The organism is Chromobacterium sp. Beijing (genome assembly GCF_021496765.1).
Classification (GTDB): Bacteria; Pseudomonadota; Gammaproteobacteria; order Burkholderiales; family Chromobacteriaceae; genus Chromobacterium.
This window is the reverse complement of record NZ_CP053750.1, coordinates 4,828,548-4,846,359: the sequence shown is the minus strand read 5'-3', so window position 1 is coordinate 4,846,359 and position 17,812 is coordinate 4,828,548. Positions and strand designations below refer to the sequence as shown.

The window sequence follows — 17,812 nt, the reverse complement described above, 5'->3', positions numbered from 1 at the left end:
TGACACCCTAGTCAGATATGTTTAGAGGAGCAGGATACAGCTACTGTTCCCGCTACCAAATACCCAAGTACGCTAACATACCCTCTGCGGCCTGCCTTCCCTCAAACACAGCTCTCACCACCAAGTCTGCGCCTCGAACCATATCCCCACCAGCAAAAATCCTGGGATTGCTAGTTTGAAACGTGTACGCATCATGGGCAGCAACAAGGGTACGGAAATCAAGAGAGTTGGCAATCCCTAACATTTCCGACCAGGGGGCCGCCTCCGCCTGGAAACCAAAAGCCACAACAACATGGTCGCATTCTATGATTCCTTCGCTACCAGGTACAACCTCTGCCCTCCGACGCCCTTTCGCATCCGGCTCACTCAAGCGTGTCTCCGCTAGTCTCACCACCAACGTGTTATCAGATTTCTGTCCGATCTCCAACGGCTGCCGATTCCACAGGAAGTCAACGCCCTCTTCCTTCGCATTCGCCACCTCACGCTTGGAGCCCGGCATATTCGCCTCATCTCGGCGGTAGGCGCAAATCACGCTTTTCGCGCCCTGGCGTATCGCGGTACGGTTGCAGTCCATCGCGGTATCCCCCCCCCCAACACCACGACGCGTTTGCCTTGCATCGTGATCGGCTCTTCGCCATCCGGCAGCGTACCCAGCCCTTGACGCACGTTATTGATCAAATAAGGCAGGGCTTCCAATACTCCAGGCAAATCCTCTCCAGGAAAGCCGCCCTTCATATACTTGTACGCGCCCATGCCCATGAAGACGGCGTCGTATTGTTCCAGCAACTCTTCTATCTGGACATCCTTGCCGATCTCGGTGTTGAGCACAAACTCCACCCCCATGCCCTCCATGATCTCGCGGCGCCGCTTGATCACGGATTTTTCCAGCTTGAACTCCGGGATGCCAAAAGTCAGCAGGCCGCCAATCTCCTCGTAGCGGTCAAACACCACCGTCTTGACGCCATTGCGCACCAGCACGTCGGCACAGGCCAGGCCGGCCGGGCCGGCGCCGATTACTGCGACTTTCTTGTCCGTCCACACCACCTTGGACATATCCGGCCGCCAACCAGCTTTGAAGGCCTCGTCGGTAATGTATTTCTCGATGCTGCCGATGGAAACCGCGCCGAAGCCGCCCTGGTTCAGGGTGCACGCGCCTTCGCACAGACGGTCCTGCGGACAGACCCGGCCGCAGATTTCCGGCAGGCTATTGGTTTTGTGCGACATTTCCGCCGCCTCGAACAGACGCCCCTCTTCCACCAACTTCAGCCAGTTGGGAATGTAGTTGTGCACCGGGCACTCCCATTCGCAGTACGGGTTGCCACAGGACAAGCAGCGGCCGGCCTGGTCGGCCGCGTCCACGCTGTGCAACGGCTGATAGATTTCTTTGAATTCGATCTTACGCACCGAGGCGTCCACCTTGTCGCCGGGGTTGCGCGAAAGCTTCATGAATTGGAAAACATCGCTCATGGTTGTTTCCTGTCTTGCTGGGCCCGTCGCCCGCTGGCGCCCGGGTTTTGAATGAGGTATCGGCGGAACGGCGCCAGGGCCGCCCGCCATGCGCGTCTTAGTCCTTGAGCAGGCTGTCGAGCTTGGCCGCCTTGGGTTTGACCAGCCAGAAGTAATCGACGTAATCGTCGAAGTTCTCCAGCATCGCTTTGGCCGTCTCGGAACCGGTCAACTCAACGTGCTTGGCGATCTTCTCCAATAGATAGGCGCGATACATGCCCATGGCTTCGCCGTTGATCAGGTGGATGTCGATCAGCTCGTTGTTGTAGCGATAAGCGAATTTCTCATTCGGGTCGTAGACGAAGGCGAAGCCACCGGTCATGCCGGCGCCGAAGTTGTAGCCGGTTTCGCCCAGCACGATGACGCTGCCGCCGGTCATGTATTCGCAGCAATGGTCGCCGGCGCCTTCGATGACGGCCAGCGCGCCGGAGTTGCGCACGCCGAAACGCTCGCCCGCCACGCCCGCGGCGAACAACTGGCCGCCGGTAGCCCCGTACAGACAGGTATTGCCGATGATGATGGACTCGCCCGCCCGGTATCCCGCGTTCTTGGGCGGATAGATGGTCACCCGGCCGCCGGCCATGCCCTTGCCCACATAGTCGTTGGCGTCGCCTTCCAGTTCCAGATGCAGACCGGACGCGTTCCATACGCCGAAACTTTGCCCGGCGCTGCCGCTGAACTTGATCTTGAGACAGCCGAACGGCAGGCCCGCCGCGCCGTGCGCGCGGGCGATCTCGCCGGACAGGCGCGCGCCGATGGAGCGGTGGGTATTCTCGATCGGATAGCTCAGCTCCAACATCTGTTTATTGTGGATGGCGGACAAGGCGTCCTGCAGAATGGCTTCCGCCAGCTCGCCCTTGTCGAAGGAGGGATTGCTGGCGCTGACGCAGAAACGCGGCTCGCTGTCCGGCACCCGGCCTTGCGACAGCAGCGGCGACAGGTCCAGCTTCTGCTGCTTGTCGGTGTCGCCGGCCGTCAGGCTCAGCAAGTCCATCCGGCCGATCAGTTGCTCCATATTGCGCACCCCCAGCTTGGCCATCCACTCGCGGGTTTCGCGCGCGATGAACAGGAAGTAGTTCATCACCATTTCCGGCAAGCCGGTGAAGTACTTGGAGCGCAGCTTGATTTCCTGCGTGGCCACGCCGGTGGCGCAGTTGTTCAGATGGCAGATGCGCAGGTATTTGCAACCCAACGCCACCATGGGGCCGGTGCCGAAGCCAAAGCTCTCCGCGCCCATCATCGCCGCCTTGATCACGTCCAGGCCGGTCTTCAAACCGCCGTCGGTCTGCACCCGCACCCGGCCGCGCAGGCCGTTGGCGCGCAGCACCTGCTGGGCTTCGGACAGGCCCAGCTCCCATGGGGAGCCGGCGTATTTGACCGAGGTCAGCGGTGAGGCGCCGGTGCCGCCGTCGTAGCCGGAGATGGTGATCAGGTCGGCGTAGGCCTTGGCCACGCCGGCGGCGATGGTGCCGACGCCGGGTTCGGCCACCAGCTTGACCGACACCAGCGCGGACGGGTTGACCTGCTTGAGATCGAAAATCAGCTGCGCCAGGTCTTCAATCGAGTAAATGTCATGGTGCGGCGGCGGCGAGATCAGGCTGATGCCTTCCTTGGCGTGGCGCAGCCGCGCAATCAGGCCGGACACCTTGTCCCCGGGCAGCTGGCCGCCCTCGCCCGGCTTGGCGCCTTGCGCCACCTTGATCTGCAGCACTTCGGCATTGACCAGGTAATGCGGCGTGACGCCGAAGCGTCCCGAGGCCACCTGCTTGATCTTGGACATTTTCTCGGTGCCGTAGCGCGCGGCGTCTTCGCCGCCCTCGCCGGAATTGGAACGGCCGCCCAGGCGGTTCATCGCGATCGCCAGCGCTTCATGCGCCTCAGGCGACAAGGCACCGAGCGACATCCCCGCGGAATCGAAGCGCTTGAGGATGGCTTCCACCGGCTCCACTTCGTCGATGGAGATAGGCTCGCCCAGCGGCTGCACCTGCATCAGGTCGCGCAACATCGCCACCGGGCGCTGGTTCACCGCCTCGGCGTATTGCTGATAGGCCTGGTAATCGTCGTTCTGCACCGCTTTTTGCAGCAGGGTCACCACATCGGGTTATAGGCGTGGTATTCCTCGCCGTGCACGTACTTGAGCAAGCCGCCCTGGGAGATCGGCCGCATTGGGTTGAAGGCGAAACGCGCCAGCTTGCGCTGATCGTCCTCGAAGTCGGCGAAGCCCGCGCCGGATACCCGCGACACCGTGCCTTTCAGGCACAACTCCACCACTTCCTCGTGGATGCCCACCGCTTCGAACAGCTGCGCGCCGCGATAGGAGGCGATGGTGGAAATGCCCATCTTGGACAACACTTTGAGCAAACCCTTGTTGATGCCCTTGCGATAGTGCTGCAAGGCTTCGTTGAGTTTGAGTTTGACCTCGCCGCTCTGCACCAGCTCGATGATGCTTTGATAAGCCAGATAGGGGTATACCGCGGTGGCGCCGTAGCCGATGATGCAGGCCATCTGGTGCGCGTCGCGCACCGTGCCGGTTTCCACCAGAATATTGGTCTTGCAGCGCAAGCCGCTGTCTATCAGCGCGTGGTGCACCGCGCCGGTGGCAAACAGCGCCGGGATGGGCAGGCGCTGAGGCGTCACATGACGATCGGACAGCACCACGATGACCGTGCCCTCCTTGACCGCGTCCACGACATGCCGGGTCAGCGTCTCCAGCGCCTGGCGCAAGTCGGTTTCGCTGGGGTCGTAGCACAGGTCGAAAGTCGTCGCCTTCAGATAAGGCTCCGGCCGCGTGGTGACGCGGGTGAATTTCTCGTGCGACAGCACCGGGGAGCGCACTTCCAGCCGCTTGGCGTGCTCGGCGCTCTCTTCAAACATATTGCGTTCCGGCCCGAACACCGTGTTCAGCGACATCACCACCGCTTCGCGGATCGGGTCGATAGGCGGGTTGGTCACCTGGGCGAATTGCTGGCGCAGATAGTCGAAGGGCGAGCGCACTTTCCGGCTCAGCACCGCCATCGGCGTATCGTCCCCCATCGAACCCACCGCCTCCTGGCCGTCCTCGGCCAGCACGCGCAGGATTTGGTCTCGCTCTTCAAAGCTGATATTGAACAGCTTCTGCAAACGCGCCAGTTCGTCCTTGGACAAAGGCTCGACACCGGCGTCGTCCTCGATCGACAGCTCCAGGTATTTGGCGCTGTCCTTGATCCATTGCCGATACGGCTTGGCGCTCTTCAATTGGGCGTCGATTTCCTCCGGCAACAAGAGCTCGCCGGTGGCCAAATCCGCGGCGAACAGCTGACCCGGCTTGACCCGGCCCTTGCGCACCACGTTTTCGGGCTGGTAGTCCCACACCCCCACCTCGGAGGCGATGGTCAGCACATTGTCCCGGGTCAGCACCCAGCGGGCCGGCCGCAGGCCGTTGCGGTCCAGCATGCAGGCGGCGTAGCGGCCGTCGGTGAGCACGATACCGGCCGGGCCGTCCCACGGCTCCATATGCATGGAGTTGAATTCATAAAAGGCGCGCAAGTCCTTGTCGGTGGAGTCGACGTTCTGCCAGGCCGGCGGCACCAGCAGACGCAGAGCGCGGAACAGCGGAATGCCGCCCATCAGCAGGCCTTCCAGCATATTGTCCAGCGACATCGAGTCGGAGCCATCGGTCTGCACGATGGGACGCACCGCGTCCATGTCCAGATGCGGAGACGCCATGATGCGCTCGCGCGCGCGCGCCCAATGGCGGTTGCCCTGCACGGTGTTGATTTCGCCGTTGTGGGCAAGGAAACGGAAAGGCTGCGCCAGCTTCCATTGCGGCCAGGTATTGGTGGAGAAGCGCTGGTGGAATACGGCCAGGCTGGACTCGAAGCGGGGATCGTTCAAATCCAGGAAGAACTTGGACAGGTTCTCCGGCGTCACCAGGCCTTTGTAGGACAGAGTATGCGGCGACAAGGTCGGCAGATAAAAAAACGGGTCGTCCGCCTTATTGGCTTTCTCAGCCTGGCGACGACCCATGTACAAACGGCGCTGGAACATTAATTCATCCATGCCGAATGGACAGTTAACAAAGACCTGGACCATGGCGGGAAGCGAGGCCAAGGCCGCCTCCCCACAGGCGCTGTCGTCGGTGGGAACCTGTCGGAAACCGGACACCTCCAAACCCTGGGACTCCAGAAACTCGCGCAGGCGGCGCAAGCTGCGCTCTCCCTGTTCCGGATCGGGATGGTGGAACACCAGCCCGGCGGCGTACACTGGCTTCAGCGTCAAGCCGGCCTCAGCGGCGACTTCGCGCAAAAAACCGTCCGGCTTGCGAAACAACAGGCCGCAGCCGTCGCCGGATTTGCCGTCGGCGGCCACCGCGCCGCGGTGGGTCAATTTGGCCAGCGAGGAGATGGCGGTATCCACCAGCCAGTGACTGGGTTTGTCGTCAAGCTGGGCGATCAAGCCAAAACCGCAGCTATCCTGCTCGAAGTCCGGATGGTACAGGGTGCCCTGTAGCCAGCGTTGTCTGTCCATAGCTTTGTCCTGCTTATAATGTGAAACGAATGTTTCGATTCTAAGGGCAAGGAGCTTGACCCTGCAACCGGTTTTTGTGCACCGCATTAGACGATAAAAATCATCATGTTACAGTGATTTTTTTGATTTTTCGATGTCGAAAAATCGTATTTTCACGGCGAATTAATTGTGATTTTGTGACGCGAACGTTCAATAAAACGACTGTCAAGCCGCCTTGTCAAGGACATCCAAAATGGCGATTTCAACCAAATTCAGTATATTGTCAAACAATAACCAAATATAATGCCCATTCTGTCCCCCCACCCCGCCAATCAGGAGCTGATCCGTCACCTGGCCGAGCAGGCGTTTTCCCGCTCCGCCGGCGCCCCGCTGGTGGGCGGCAATCAGCTGGAACTGCTCTACGACAGCGTGGAGAACTTCCCGGCTTGGGAACAGGCCATCGCCGACAGCCGGGAATCGATCTTCATCGAGATGTATATCTTCGCCAAGGACGCGTTTGGTCTGCGCATACGGGATCTGCTGATTGAACGCGCGCGCGCCGGAGTGAAGGTCTGCCTGCTTTACGATTGGCTGGGCAGCTGGAAAACGCATCTGGGCAGTTTCTTCAAACCCTTGCAGGCCGCGGGAGCGGAATTGCGCGCCTACAACCCGCCGTCTCTGACCGCCGGCCTCAGCATGCTGGGGCGCAATCATCGCAAGCTGATCGTGATCGACCGCCGGACCGTCTTCGTGTCCGGCCTGTGCATCAGCTCCAGCTGGGAAGGCCGTCCGGAGCGCGGTCAAGAGCCCTGGCGCGATACCGGCGTCAAATTCAGCGGACCGCTGGCGGCCGACGCGCTGGCGGCCTTCGCCGACAGCTGGGCCAGCTGCGGCGGCCCGCTGTCCGCGGAATGGCTGACGCCGCCGCCATTGGAAAACTGCGGCGCGGTGGCGGCGCGCCTGATCGCCACCACGCCCGCCACCGCGCAAATGATGCGGCTGGACTTGCTGATCGCCTGCTTCGCCCGACGCACCCTGTGGCTGACCGACGCCTACTTCATGGGCACCAGCATGTATCTGACCGCGCTGAAACAGGCCGCGCGCGACGGCGTCGACGTCCGCTTGCTGGTGCCGCGCTCCAGCGACATCGGCTGGATCGCCACGGTGTCGCGTACCCAGTACCGCCCGCTGCTGGAGGCCGGCGTGCGCGTCTTCGAATGGGACGGCCCGATGATCCACGCCAAAACCGCGGTGGCGGACGGCCGCTGGGCGCGCATCGGCTCCACCAACCTCAATCTGTCCAGCTGGCTGGCCAACCGCGAACTGGACGTGGCGGTGGAGGACCAGGCCTTGGCGGAAAAGCTGGCCGAGCGGTTCCTTCAGGATCTGGACCACGCCACCGAAGTGATCCTGGCCGGCCAGCGCCGCCGCCCGACGCTGACCAAGCCGCGGCCCAAGGACTATCACGGCCTGCTGCTGCCGCCGCATACCGCCGCCCTCAGCGGCGCCAGCGCCGCCGCGCGGCAAGCGGCGCGGATCGGCGACGCGCTGGGCGTGGTGGTGCGTGGCACCCGCAATGTCGACGCCAGCGAGGCGTCCGCCTTCCTGACCATAGGCATGGCGCTGCTGATCTTCGCCGGACTGATCGCCTTCTTCCCCTGGCTGGTGGCCGCGCCCTTGCTCTTTTTGCTGCTGCTCAGCGGCGGCGCCATCGTCGCCAAGGCTCTGGGCTTGTACTGGGCCAGACGTGGCAAAAAACAACAGCCTCCGCCGGCCGCGCCGGCTGGCGAGCAAGATGGCTCGCCCCAGGACAAATGCGATTAAAAACAATCCGTTGACTTGGGCTGATGTCTCCAAGACATCGCCGCCGCATCGCGCCTGGCCGCCGTCAGGCGTTTTTTTCGCGGAAAAAATTTTGCTGCGCAACAACATGACAAGCAAAAGGTCTAAAATGCGCGCTTTCTTGGGATGTTCTCCAGGCCGGCAGACGTGCCGCCCGCGCAGACAGCACAGCGCGAGCCGACGACGGACCGCGGCGCAAAGCGCCCTGTTTTTATTCGCGCCTCAAGGCCAGCCTCCATGGCGGCGGCGGACCCCGGTCTGCCCGTGCGTACAGAACTGCGCCCCAACGCGCACCGAGTGACACCGCAAAGGGTTACAGGTGCCCGCGGCTTCGGCCCTCGCCCACGGCGAGCCGACGGCCCATCCGCGTCCCGCCCCCTCGCGTGTCCGAGTTAACAGCAACAAGGACTCAGGTATGCGTTTTCATTTCCCCATCGTGATCATCGACGAGGACTTCCGCTCGGAAAACACCAGCGGCTCCGGCATCCGCGAACTCGCCGCCGCCATGGAGGCGGAAGGCATGAGCGTGATCGGCTACACCAGCTACGGCGACCTGACTTCCTTCGCCCAGCAGCAAAGCCGCGCCGCCGGCTTCATCCTGTCGATAGACGACGAGGAATTCCACACCGAGGACGCGGCGCAGGAAGCGCTGGGCAAGCTCTACGGCTTCGTCGCGGAAATCCGCCGCCGCAATCCGGACATCCCGGTCTATCTATACGGCGAAACCCGCACCGCGCGCCACATTCCCAACGACATCCTGCGCGAGTTGCACGGCTTCATTCACATGCACGAGGACACGCCGGAATTCGTCGCCCGCCACATCATCCGCGAGGCCAAAAGCTATCTGGACAGCCTGGCGCCGCCGTTTTTCCGCGCGCTGGTGGATTACGCCCACGACGGTTCCTACTCCTGGCACTGCCCCGGCCATTCCGGCGGCGTCGCCTTCCTGAAAAGCCCGGTGGGCCAGATGTTCCACCAGTTCTTCGGCGAAAACATGCTGCGCGCCGACGTCTGCAACGCGGTGGACGAACTGGGCCAGCTGCTGGACCACACCGGCCCCATCGCCGCCTCGGAACGCAATGCCGCGCGCATCTTCAACGCCGACCACCTGTTCTTCGTCACCAACGGCACCTCCACTTCCAACAAAATCGTCTGGCACAGCTGCGTGGCGGCCGGCGACATCGTGCTGGTGGACCGCAACTGCCACAAATCCAATCTGCACGCCATCATGATGACCGGCGCCATCCCGGTGTTCCTGATGCCGACGCGCAACCATTACGGCATCATCGGCCCGATTCCTAAGTCCGAATTCCAGCTCGACAACATCAAGAAGAAAATTCAGGCCAACCCCTTCGCCCGCGAAGCACTGGCCAAAAACCCGCAAGCCAAGCCACGCATCCTGACCCTGACCCAGTCCACCTACGACGGCATTATCTACAACGTGGAGGACATCAAGCATCTGCTGGACGGCGAGGTCGATACCCTGCACTTCGACGAAGCCTGGCTGCCGCACGCCGGCTTCCATGACTTCTACGGCGACTTCCACGCCATCGGCGAAGGCCGGCCGCGCTGCAAGGACAGCCTGATCTTCTCCACCCAGTCCACCCACAAACTGCTGGCCGGCATCAGCCAGGCCTCGCAGATCCTGGTGCAGGACCCGGAGCAACGCCAGTTGGATACCGCTTGGTTCAACGAAGCCTATCTGATGCACACGTCCACCAGCCCGCAGTACTCCATCATCGCCAGCTGCGATGTGGCGGCGGCGATGATGGAACAGCCGGGCGGACAGGCGCTGGTGGAAGAATCGCTGGTGGAGGCGCTGGACTTCCGCCGCGCCATGCGCAAAGTGGACGAGGAATACGGCCGCGACTGGTGGTTCAGCGTCTGGGGACCGGACGATCTGTCCGACGACGGCATCTGCGACCCGGCCGAGTGGCAACTGCGCCCGAACGAGCGCTGGCACGGCTTCGTCGGCATTGAGGACGGCTTCAATATGCTGGACCCGATCAAGGCCACGGTGCTGACTCCGGGCCTGGATGTGGACGGCAGTTTCGAAGAGATGGGCATTCCCGCCGCCATCGTCACCAAGTATCTGACCGAACACGGCGTGGTGGTGGAAAAGACCGGGCTGTACAGCTTCTTCATCATGTTCACCATCGGCATCACCAAGGGCCGCTGGAACACGCTGATCTCCCTGCTGCAGCAATTCAAGGACGACTTCGACAAAAACCAGCCGATGTGGCGGGTGATGCCGGAATTCATCGCCCAGCACCCGCAATACGAGCGCGTCGGCCTACGCGATCTGTGCCAGCGCATCCATCAGCTCTACAGCAAACACGATGTGGCCCGCATCACCACCGAGATCTATCTGTCGGAAATGGAGCCGGCGATGCGTCCGGCCGACGCCTTCGCCAAGATGGCCCACCGCGAGATCGAACGCGTGCCGGTGGAGCAGCTGGAAGGCCGCGTCACCGCGGTGCTGTTGACGCCCTACCCGCCGGGCATCCCGCTGCTGATTCCCGGCGAGCGCTTCAACAAGACCATCGTCGACTACCTGCGCTTCGCCCAAGACTTCAACCGCGAGCTGCCCGGCTTCGAAACCGATGTGCACGGGCTGGTGGCGACGGAACTGGACGGCCGCAGGGTCTACTGCGTCGACTGCGTGAAATGAGAAAGGGCGGCGGCGCTCCGCCGGCGCGCCGCCGCACAATTTCTACACAATAATCCTTAACACACCAGGCTGGCGCGCTCGCGGCGGCGTGCGATAATCGCCGCCATGATGTCATTGGACCGCCGCTACGCCCTCACCGCCTGGCTCTTGCTCAGCCTGGCGGGTTGCCTATGGCTGGGCTGGCGCCAGTTTGGCGCATTGGAACAGCGCTTCCGCCAGGAATCCTTCATTACCCTGCGCCTGCTGAGCCAGAAAGCTTCGCAACACGATGCGGTGCTGGCCACCCTGGCCGCCTCGGAACAAAGCCGTTTGCCCGCCGATATGCTCAAGCGCCTGCAAACCGCCATGCCTCAGCTGAGCGCCATTGGTTACTGGCGGCAACAGCAATGGCATGGTGATCCCAGCGGCCTGCGTCCGCCGCTGGCCTTGCTGTGGCAAGCCCAGCAACAAGGCCAGACCCTGCTCGGCTTCGACGCGCAACAACGCTACTGGCTGCAAAGCCCGGACGGCTGGGCGCTGTTGATCGACCCGTTGCGCATGCTGGTCCAAGCCGAACTGCCCGAGCCGCTGGAAAACATCTCGCTGCAATTGCGCGGCCACCGCATCGAACTGCTGCAACGCAAGGCCGGCGCGTCTGCCAATGATTGGGATCTGAGCCTGGACCGCAAGCTGCCCAGCGCCAGCCAACCCTTCCGCCTGTCCAGCCGCACCGCCTTGAGTTGGGACAGCTTGCCCTGGATGGAAATCCTGCTGTGGAACGCGCTGCTCGCCGCCGTCGCCGTCGCCCTGTACGCCAGGCATAGGCAACGCGCCTCTCAACAGCGCCAGCAACAGCAGGACCGTCTGGCCGCTCAAGCCCGGCTCAATACCCTGAATGAAATGATGGCCGGGCTGGCGCAGGAATTGAATCCGCCGCTGACCGCCATCATCGCCAATACCCGCCAGCTGGAACGGACGCTGGACGAGCCCTCGCAACGCGAAGCCGCGCGCGACACCCTGCTCGCCACCGGCGCGCAAGCGCGCCGCGCCGCGGCCCTGATCAGCCGGCTCAGCCGCCTGCTGGCCCATCCCAAAGCGACAGACACCACGCCGCTGGATCCCGACGCGCTGGTGAACTCATTGCTGTTTCTGCGCCAGGCGGAATTGGCGAACCAGAACATCACCCTGGAATGGAATAATTTAAGCCCGGACGAGTGGCCGCGCGCGGAACGCACCGCGCTGGAACAGATTCTGCACAACCTGGTGCAGAACGCCTGCGACGCGCTGCAGGAACAAGGCGGCCGCATTGTGATCAGCGGCGAAAGCGACGGCCACAACTACCGTTTCAAGGTCATAGACAACGGCCCGGGCATTCCCGAAGCCATCCTGCCCAAGATCTTCCTGCCCTTCTTCACCACCCGCTCGCGCGGCATGGGCCTGGGGCTGCCGCTCTGCGAGACCTTGGCGCGGGCCCAAGGCGGCAAGCTGCATGTACAAAACGCCGCCAACGGCGGCGTCATCGCCCAACTGATACTGCCCTGGGCCAAGCGCGGCGCCTGAGGCGGCGCGCGTCAAACCCGTTCAAAAATCTGCTGCGCTTCGGCGAGATGGATGGAGCAGGCCGTTAAAAACAAGCTCACAATGCTCACGAGCACTCGCACATTTCGCTTGTGTTCTCTTCGCCTCGCCCCTGCCCGCAAGGTTTTGAACAGGCTCTCAGCTCTTGCTCGCCAGCGCCAGCCGCAAAGCCAGCCCGCCGAACACCGAAGCCAGCAGCCATTGCGGCAGCCGGCTGTTCCCCAGCCTGTCGCCAAGCGCGCGTCCGAAACGGCTGGCCGCCAGGATGATCGCCCCATTGATCAGCAGGCCAATCGCGTTCAACAAGGTCGCCAACACCATGATCTGCAGCGAGACCGGCCCCGCTGACGGATGCACGAACTGGGGAAACAAAGCCAGCACGAAGAGCGCCATCTTGGGATTGAGCAGATTGGTGAGCAGGCCCTGGGCCACGATGCGCGGCATAGACTGCGCGCCCGCGGCGCCCGGCACGCTCAACACGCTGCGGCTGCGCAGCGTCGTCCAGGCCAGATAGAACAGATAGGCGGCGCCGGCGATGCGCACCGCGTCGTAGGCCAGCGGCGCGTGCACGAACAACTGCGCCAAACCGAAGGCCGCCGCCAGCGCGTGGCAATACGTGCCCAGTTGAATGCCCGCCAAGGTGGCGAAGCCGGCCTTGCGTCCCTGGCTGGCGCTGCGGCTGGCGATCAGCAACATATCCGGCCCCGGCGTCGCCGCCAGCGCGACGCAGGCGAGACTGAACAGTAAAAGCGTGGACAAATCAGGCATGGCGGACATTCCGGACGAATACAAAGCGATATGATACAAGCCGGCCCGACGGAATCAAAGCCTCACTCCACCAGCGCCGCGCCGCGCTCCCGCAACAAGGCCCGCAACACCGAGCGGTGACAGCGCGCCTCGTCCTGGCAGTAACAGCCTATGGAAAAGTGGCTGCCGTGCGACAAAGCCGCCAGCAAGTCCAGCTCGCGGCTTTGCTCCGGCGCCTTCATCTCCGCGCGATACGCCCGCTCGAACGTCTGCCATTCGGCTGCGCTCTGCGCCGCCTGCGCCTGTTTCACCAATTCCGCGCTGGGCGCCAGGTTGGGAAACCATACATCGTACCAATCGCCGCTGGCGAAGGCCTCCTTGGGCACGCCGCGCGGCGGCCGCCGCACCGTGCCGATGCGCGTGCCCTCCTGCGGGTGACGCGGACTGCCCAATTGCACCACGCGTATCGTCATCGCTCGTTCTCCAAAACGGCGCGGCCCATGCGCCGCGCGCAACAACATTGTCATCGATGGCCAAGCCTGCGTAGACTAAGGGCCCACCCTCTACGCGAACAATCCTCATGCAACACTATTCGCTTTATCTGCTGATGGCCGCTGCCACCGTGCTCAGCCCCGGCCCCGGCATTTTGATGACCCTGACCAACTCGCTGCGCTTCGGCCTGCGTGGCACCCTTGGCGGCATTCTCGGCACCGCCTGCGGTTCCTTCATCGTCGCCGGCGTGTCGGCCACCAGCCTCGGCCTGTTGCTGGCCGCGTCGGCGCTGGCCTTCACTGTGATGAAATGGATAGGCGCCGCTTACCTATTTTATCTGGGCGTCAAACTGCTGCGCGCGCCGGCTTTTCGCTTCGATGAAATCCCAAGCCAGCCGCGCGGCTTTGCCCGGCGCTTTGGAGAAGGCATGGCGGTACAGCTGACCAACCCCAAGTCCATCTTCTTCTTTCTGTCCATCTTTCCGCAGTTCATCGACACTCAGGGGCCTACGCGCCGCAATTCCTGCTGTTGGTCGGCACCTTCAGCGGCCTGATCATCCTGATCCACACCGTGTACGCGCTCACCGCGCAACGCGCGCGCCGCTGGCTGGCCAGCGACCGCGGCGGCAAATGGGTGAACAAGGCCGGCGGCGCGACCTTCCTGCTGTTCGGCGCCCTGCTCGCCAACTCCAACAGGTAAACGCCATGCGTCTGCAACTGGAGTCGCCGCGACGAGCCGATGTGCTGGCCTTGATAAGCCAGCTGGACGAATACCAGGCCGCGCTCTATCCGGCGGAAAGCAATCATCTGATGGACCCGGCGGCGCTGGAACCGCCACGGGCGCATTTCATCGTCGCTCGCGACGAGAAGCTCGCGGCGGTCGGCTGCGCCGCGCTGGTGCCACATGAGGATTACGGCGAGATCAAGCGCATGTTCGTGGCGCCGTCCCAACGCGGCAAGGGCGTGGCCCAGGCGCTGCTGGCGCGCCTGGAGCGGGAAGCCCGCTCCGCCGGCCTGTCCGCGCTGAAACTGGAGACCGGCGTGTCCCAGCCTGAGGCGATCGGCCTGTACCAGCGCGCCGGTTTCAAGCCCTGCCCGCCCTTCGGCGCCTACCAGCCCGACCCGCTCAGCCTGTTCATGAGCAAGGACTTATAGGCCGCCCTGCGCGCGTCGACTACCAACCGTTTTCCAACACCAGATGACCCGGCGCGCTCTGCCGGCTCATCCGGTAGCCCATCTTCATCAATTGCCGGTGGGTATCCTCCACCATGGCCGGGTTGCCGCAAATCATGAAGCGCGAGTTTTCCGGCGACATCGCCAGCCCCGCCGCCCGCTCCAAACCGCCATTGGCCAGCAAGGCCGGGATGCGCTCGTTCAACACGCCCTCCGGCGCGTCGCGCGTGACGATGGGCAAGTATTGCAACTTGTGGCCGTGCTCGTCCCACAAGGGGTGTTCGCTCAGCTCGGCGATGAAATCCTGATAACTGAGCTCAGCGGCGTGCCGCACGCAGTGCGCCAGCACGATGCGATCAAAACGTTGCCACTGAGCGGGGTCTTGCAGAATCGACAAATACGGTGCCAAACCGGTGCCGGTGGCCAACAACCACAAATCCTTGCCCGCCGGCAAGCGGTCCGCCAGGAAGAAGCCCATCGCCTTCTTGTCCAGCATCACTTCCGCGCCCACCTGCAGCTGCGCCAGACGCGAACTGAACTGGCCGTCCGGCACCACGATGGAATAGAACTCCAGATACTCGTCGGTCACTGCCGAACACATCGAATACGCCCGCCACACCTGACCGCCGTGTTCGCCCAACGACAGGCCCAGCCTCGCGAATTGCCCCGGCTCAAAACGATAGGCGTCCGGCCGCCGCAAGCGGAAGCTGAGCAGATTGTCCGCCCAGCGCCGCAGCCACAAGATGGGTTGAACCGTGTACTTTTCTTCGATCGCTGTATCCATTGCTCGCCAATACCCAAGTAAATTACTCAAGTATTGTGCTCCAGATCGACGCCGGCTTCAAGCCTGCGCCGCGGCGGCGCTCACCGATAGGCGGCCAGCCATTCCTCGTGCAGCGTGGCGACCAGTTGCCCCGCCGCCAGTTCGCGGCCGGCCGCCACGTTTTCCCCAGCCCACAAGGACAGAAAATCGCTCAGCCCGGCCTTGGCCGCCGCGGCGCGCAAGGGCCCGGTCAAGGCGTTCATCACCGGATACGCCGGCACCAGGTCTTCCTTGTCGGCCATCAACTGCATATAACGGTTGTTCAGGCCGCGCGCGTAACGGCCGGAAAACGCGCGAGTCAAACGGGTGCCGCCGGGCGCGGCCTTGGCCAGCTCGCTTTTCCACAAGGCGGAAATGCCGGACTCCGGGCAACGCAAAAACGCGGTGCCCAACTGGCAGGCTTGGGCGCCGTGGCGCATCGCTGCGGCGATATCGCGTCCATGCATGATGCCGCCGGCGGCGATCACCGGCAGCGGCTGGTTCTGCGCCAATTCATAGACCAGCGACAAAGTAGGCCGCAGGCTGTCCTGGGGCCGTCCGATGAAGGTGCCGCGATGGCCGCCGGCTTCCCGACCTTGGGCGCAGATCGCGTCCGCGCCCAGTTCGGCCCAGGCCAGCCCTTCCGCCATATTGGTGGCGGTGCCGATCACGTCTATCTTGGCCTGCTTCAAGAGCTTGAGCTGATGGCGATTGAGAATGCCGAAGGTGAAGCTGGCCGCCGCCGGCTTGGCCTCCAGCAGCGCTTCAAACTGGCGCGCGAACGGCTCACAGAAGCGCTCAGGGACCTGCGGTGCCGGCAGCCCCAGCTCCCGGTGCAGCGGCGCCAGCCATTCCAGCGCCTGCCGCAAGGCCTCCTCGCTGGGAGCGGGATCGTCCTGCACGAATAGATTGATGCCGAAGGGCTTGTCGGTGAGGCGCCGCACCGCGGCGGCTTCGCTGAGCAGGCGTTCGGGCGGCAGCAGCGCCGCCGCCAGAAATCCCAGGCCGCCGGCCTGGCTGACCGCGGCCACCAAGGCCGGAGAGGTGGCGCCGCCCGCCATCGGCGCCTGAATCAAAGGGGTGCGCAACTGCCAGCGACGGCACAAAGCGGAAGCCATATATTTCCTCGATTACGCCCGCGCGGGCGTCGGTTGAAAGAATAGCGCAGTCAGCTCAGTCCGCCAGAGCCTGCTCCAGATCGGCCAGGATATCGTCGATATCCTCTATGCCTATCGACAGCCTCACCCCGCCTTCGCGAATGCCCAATTGAGCCTTCTGCTCCGGCGGCATGCCGCCGTGCGACATGGTGTAGCTGTGGTTGATCAGCGATTCGACCCCGCCCAGCGATTCGGCCAGCGCGAACAGCCTCAACCGCTCGGCCAAGCGGCTGGCCGCCGCGCGGCTGTCGTCCTTCAGCCAGATGCTGACGATGCCGCCGAAGCGACGCATCTGCCGGCGGGCCAGTTCATAGCCCGGATGCTCCGGCAGCCCCGGAAAGAACACCCGCTCCACCTTGGGATGAGATCGCAGATAATCCGCCACCCGCTCCGCATTGTCGCAATGGCGATCCATGCGCAGATGCAGGGTCTTGATGCCGCGCAGGGTCAGGAAGCAATCCTGAGGCCCCGGCACCGCTCCCGCCGCGTTCTGAATGAATTTGATCTCGCGGTGCAGCGCCTCGTCGTTGACGGCCGCCAGGCCCAGCAACACGTCGGAGTGGCCGGCCAGATACTTGGTGGCGGAATGCACGACGACGTCGGCCCCCAGGTCCAGCGGGTTCTGCAGATAAGGCGTGGCGAAAGTGCTGTCCACCGCCACTCGGGCGCCGTGCGCGTGCGCGATCCGGGCCAGTTCCGCGATGTCCACCATGCCCAGCAAGGGGTTGGTGGGCGACTCCAGCCACAGCAGCTTGGTCCGCGCGCTGATCAGCGCCGTCAGGTTCCGGCTATCGCTCAAATTCGCGAAAGTGACCTTGACGCCCGCCGGTTCCATCACCTTGCTCAGCAGCCGGTAAGCGCCGCCATAAAGGTCCGCCACCGCGATCACCTCGTCGCCCGGCTTCAGGCAGGCGCGCAGCACCGCGTCGATGGCCGCCATGCCGCTGGCGAAGGCCAGGCCGTGGCGGGCGTTCTCCAGGCTGGCCAGGCAGGCCTCCAGCGCCGCCCTCGTGGGATTGCCGGTACGGGCGTACACAAAGGGCATGGATTCGCCGACATGGCCGTATTCGAACACCGAAGTCTGGTACACCGGCGGCATCACCGCCTTGCCATGCTCTGCGTTGTCATAGCCGGCATGAATGGATCTGGTTGCAAATTTCACGACTTTTCCTCAAAAAATCATTCACTTGTCCGCTTTGTCGGACAAACCGACCGCAATCAAGCTTCTAGCGCGCCGCAGCCATGACTCTTTCATCATTTTTCGAAAACTTCAAGGAAACCGCCGTTAAAACGGCGACTACTCCCTTGATCTTGACTAAATTTTTAGCAGCTTTGGCTTTACATCCACGCTCTTTAGGACTATTTTGCAGCGTTTCGCATT

Annotated in this window: 11 protein-coding genes and 2 pseudogenes; 6 read left to right on the top strand and 7 right to left on the bottom strand. The window is 63.2% G+C overall.

Annotated features, from left to right (window positions below; translation table 11 throughout):
* Positions 1 to 52: 52 nt before the first annotated feature.
* Positions 53 to 1,467: pseudogene (locus HQN78_RS22590) on the bottom strand (FAD-dependent oxidoreductase).
* A 97-nt stretch (positions 1,468 to 1,564) separates the two neighbouring features.
* A pseudogene (gene gltB / locus HQN78_RS22585) lies at positions 1,565 to 6,012 on the bottom strand (glutamate synthase large subunit).
* A gap of 282 nt (positions 6,013 to 6,294) precedes the next feature.
* Here gltB and HQN78_RS22580 point away from each other — a divergent pair.
* From HQN78_RS22580 to HQN78_RS22570, 3 genes are all read left to right on the top strand, one after another.
* Positions 6,295 to 7,815 (top strand): phosphatidylserine/phosphatidylglycerophosphate/cardiolipin synthase family protein, encoded by a 1,521-nt coding sequence (locus HQN78_RS22580; protein WP_107800616.1) that lies wholly within the window; start codon positions 6,295 to 6,297, stop codon positions 7,813 to 7,815.
* Between the two features lie 433 nt (positions 7,816 to 8,248).
* Positions 8,249 to 10,504: an arginine/lysine/ornithine decarboxylase gene (locus HQN78_RS22575; RefSeq protein WP_107800617.1), complete on the top strand. Its 2,256-nt coding sequence runs from the start codon at positions 8,249 to 8,251 to the stop codon at positions 10,502 to 10,504.
* A gap of 105 nt (positions 10,505 to 10,609) precedes the next feature.
* On the top strand, positions 10,610 to 12,043 hold the full coding sequence (locus HQN78_RS22570) for an ATP-binding protein (RefSeq protein WP_235086409.1): 1,434 nt from the start codon (positions 10,610 to 10,612) through the stop codon (positions 12,041 to 12,043).
* A 156-nt stretch (positions 12,044 to 12,199) separates the two neighbouring features.
* On the opposite strand, the gene HQN78_RS22565 is transcribed toward HQN78_RS22570, so the two are convergent.
* Both HQN78_RS22565 and HQN78_RS22560 read right to left on the bottom strand, forming a co-directional pair.
* Positions 12,200 to 12,829, bottom strand: a complete 630-nt coding sequence (locus tag HQN78_RS22565) for a LysE family translocator (protein WP_235086407.1) — start codon at positions 12,827 to 12,829, stop codon at positions 12,200 to 12,202.
* A gap of 62 nt (positions 12,830 to 12,891) precedes the next feature.
* The gene (locus tag HQN78_RS22560; RefSeq protein WP_107800619.1) at positions 12,892 to 13,281 is read right to left on the bottom strand and encodes a DUF488 domain-containing protein; all 390 of its coding nucleotides are present in this window, start codon (positions 13,279 to 13,281) and stop codon (positions 12,892 to 12,894) included.
* Positions 13,282 to 13,388: 107 nt separating this feature from the next.
* Here HQN78_RS22560 and HQN78_RS22555 point away from each other — a divergent pair, with 107 nt between their 5' ends.
* The 3 genes from HQN78_RS22555 to HQN78_RS22545 are packed head-to-tail and all read left to right on the top strand — an operon-like array spanning position 13,389 to position 14,454.
* On the top strand, positions 13,389 to 13,853 hold the full coding sequence (locus HQN78_RS22555) for a LysE family translocator (protein ID WP_235086404.1): 465 nt from the start codon (positions 13,389 to 13,391) through the stop codon (positions 13,851 to 13,853).
* Positions 13,829 to 13,999, top strand: a complete 171-nt coding sequence (locus HQN78_RS22550) for a hypothetical protein (RefSeq protein WP_235086402.1) — start codon at positions 13,829 to 13,831, stop codon at positions 13,997 to 13,999. The genes HQN78_RS22555 and HQN78_RS22550 overlap by 25 nt, the downstream gene beginning before the upstream one ends.
* A gap of 5 nt (positions 14,000 to 14,004) precedes the next feature.
* Positions 14,005 to 14,454, top strand: a complete 450-nt coding sequence (locus tag HQN78_RS22545; RefSeq protein ID WP_235086400.1) for a GNAT family N-acetyltransferase — start codon at positions 14,005 to 14,007, stop codon at positions 14,452 to 14,454.
* A 19-nt stretch (positions 14,455 to 14,473) separates the two neighbouring features.
* Here HQN78_RS22545 and HQN78_RS22540 read toward each other — a convergent pair whose 3' ends face one another.
* From HQN78_RS22540 to HQN78_RS22530, 3 genes are all read right to left on the bottom strand, one after another.
* Complete coding sequence (locus tag HQN78_RS22540; RefSeq protein ID WP_235086398.1) at positions 14,474 to 15,256, bottom strand: ferredoxin--NADP reductase; 783 nt, start codon at positions 15,254 to 15,256, stop codon at positions 14,474 to 14,476.
* Between the two features lie 80 nt (positions 15,257 to 15,336).
* On the bottom strand, positions 15,337 to 16,392 hold the full coding sequence (locus HQN78_RS22535) for a nitronate monooxygenase family protein (RefSeq protein WP_235086395.1): 1,056 nt from the start codon (positions 16,390 to 16,392) through the stop codon (positions 15,337 to 15,339).
* A gap of 55 nt (positions 16,393 to 16,447) precedes the next feature.
* Positions 16,448 to 17,593 carry a PLP-dependent aspartate aminotransferase family protein gene (locus tag HQN78_RS22530; RefSeq protein WP_235086393.1) on the bottom strand — a complete coding sequence of 382 codons (1,146 nt, stop codon included), beginning with the start codon at positions 17,591 to 17,593 and terminating at the stop codon, positions 16,448 to 16,450.
* Between the last annotated feature and the right edge of the window lie 219 nt (positions 17,594 to 17,812).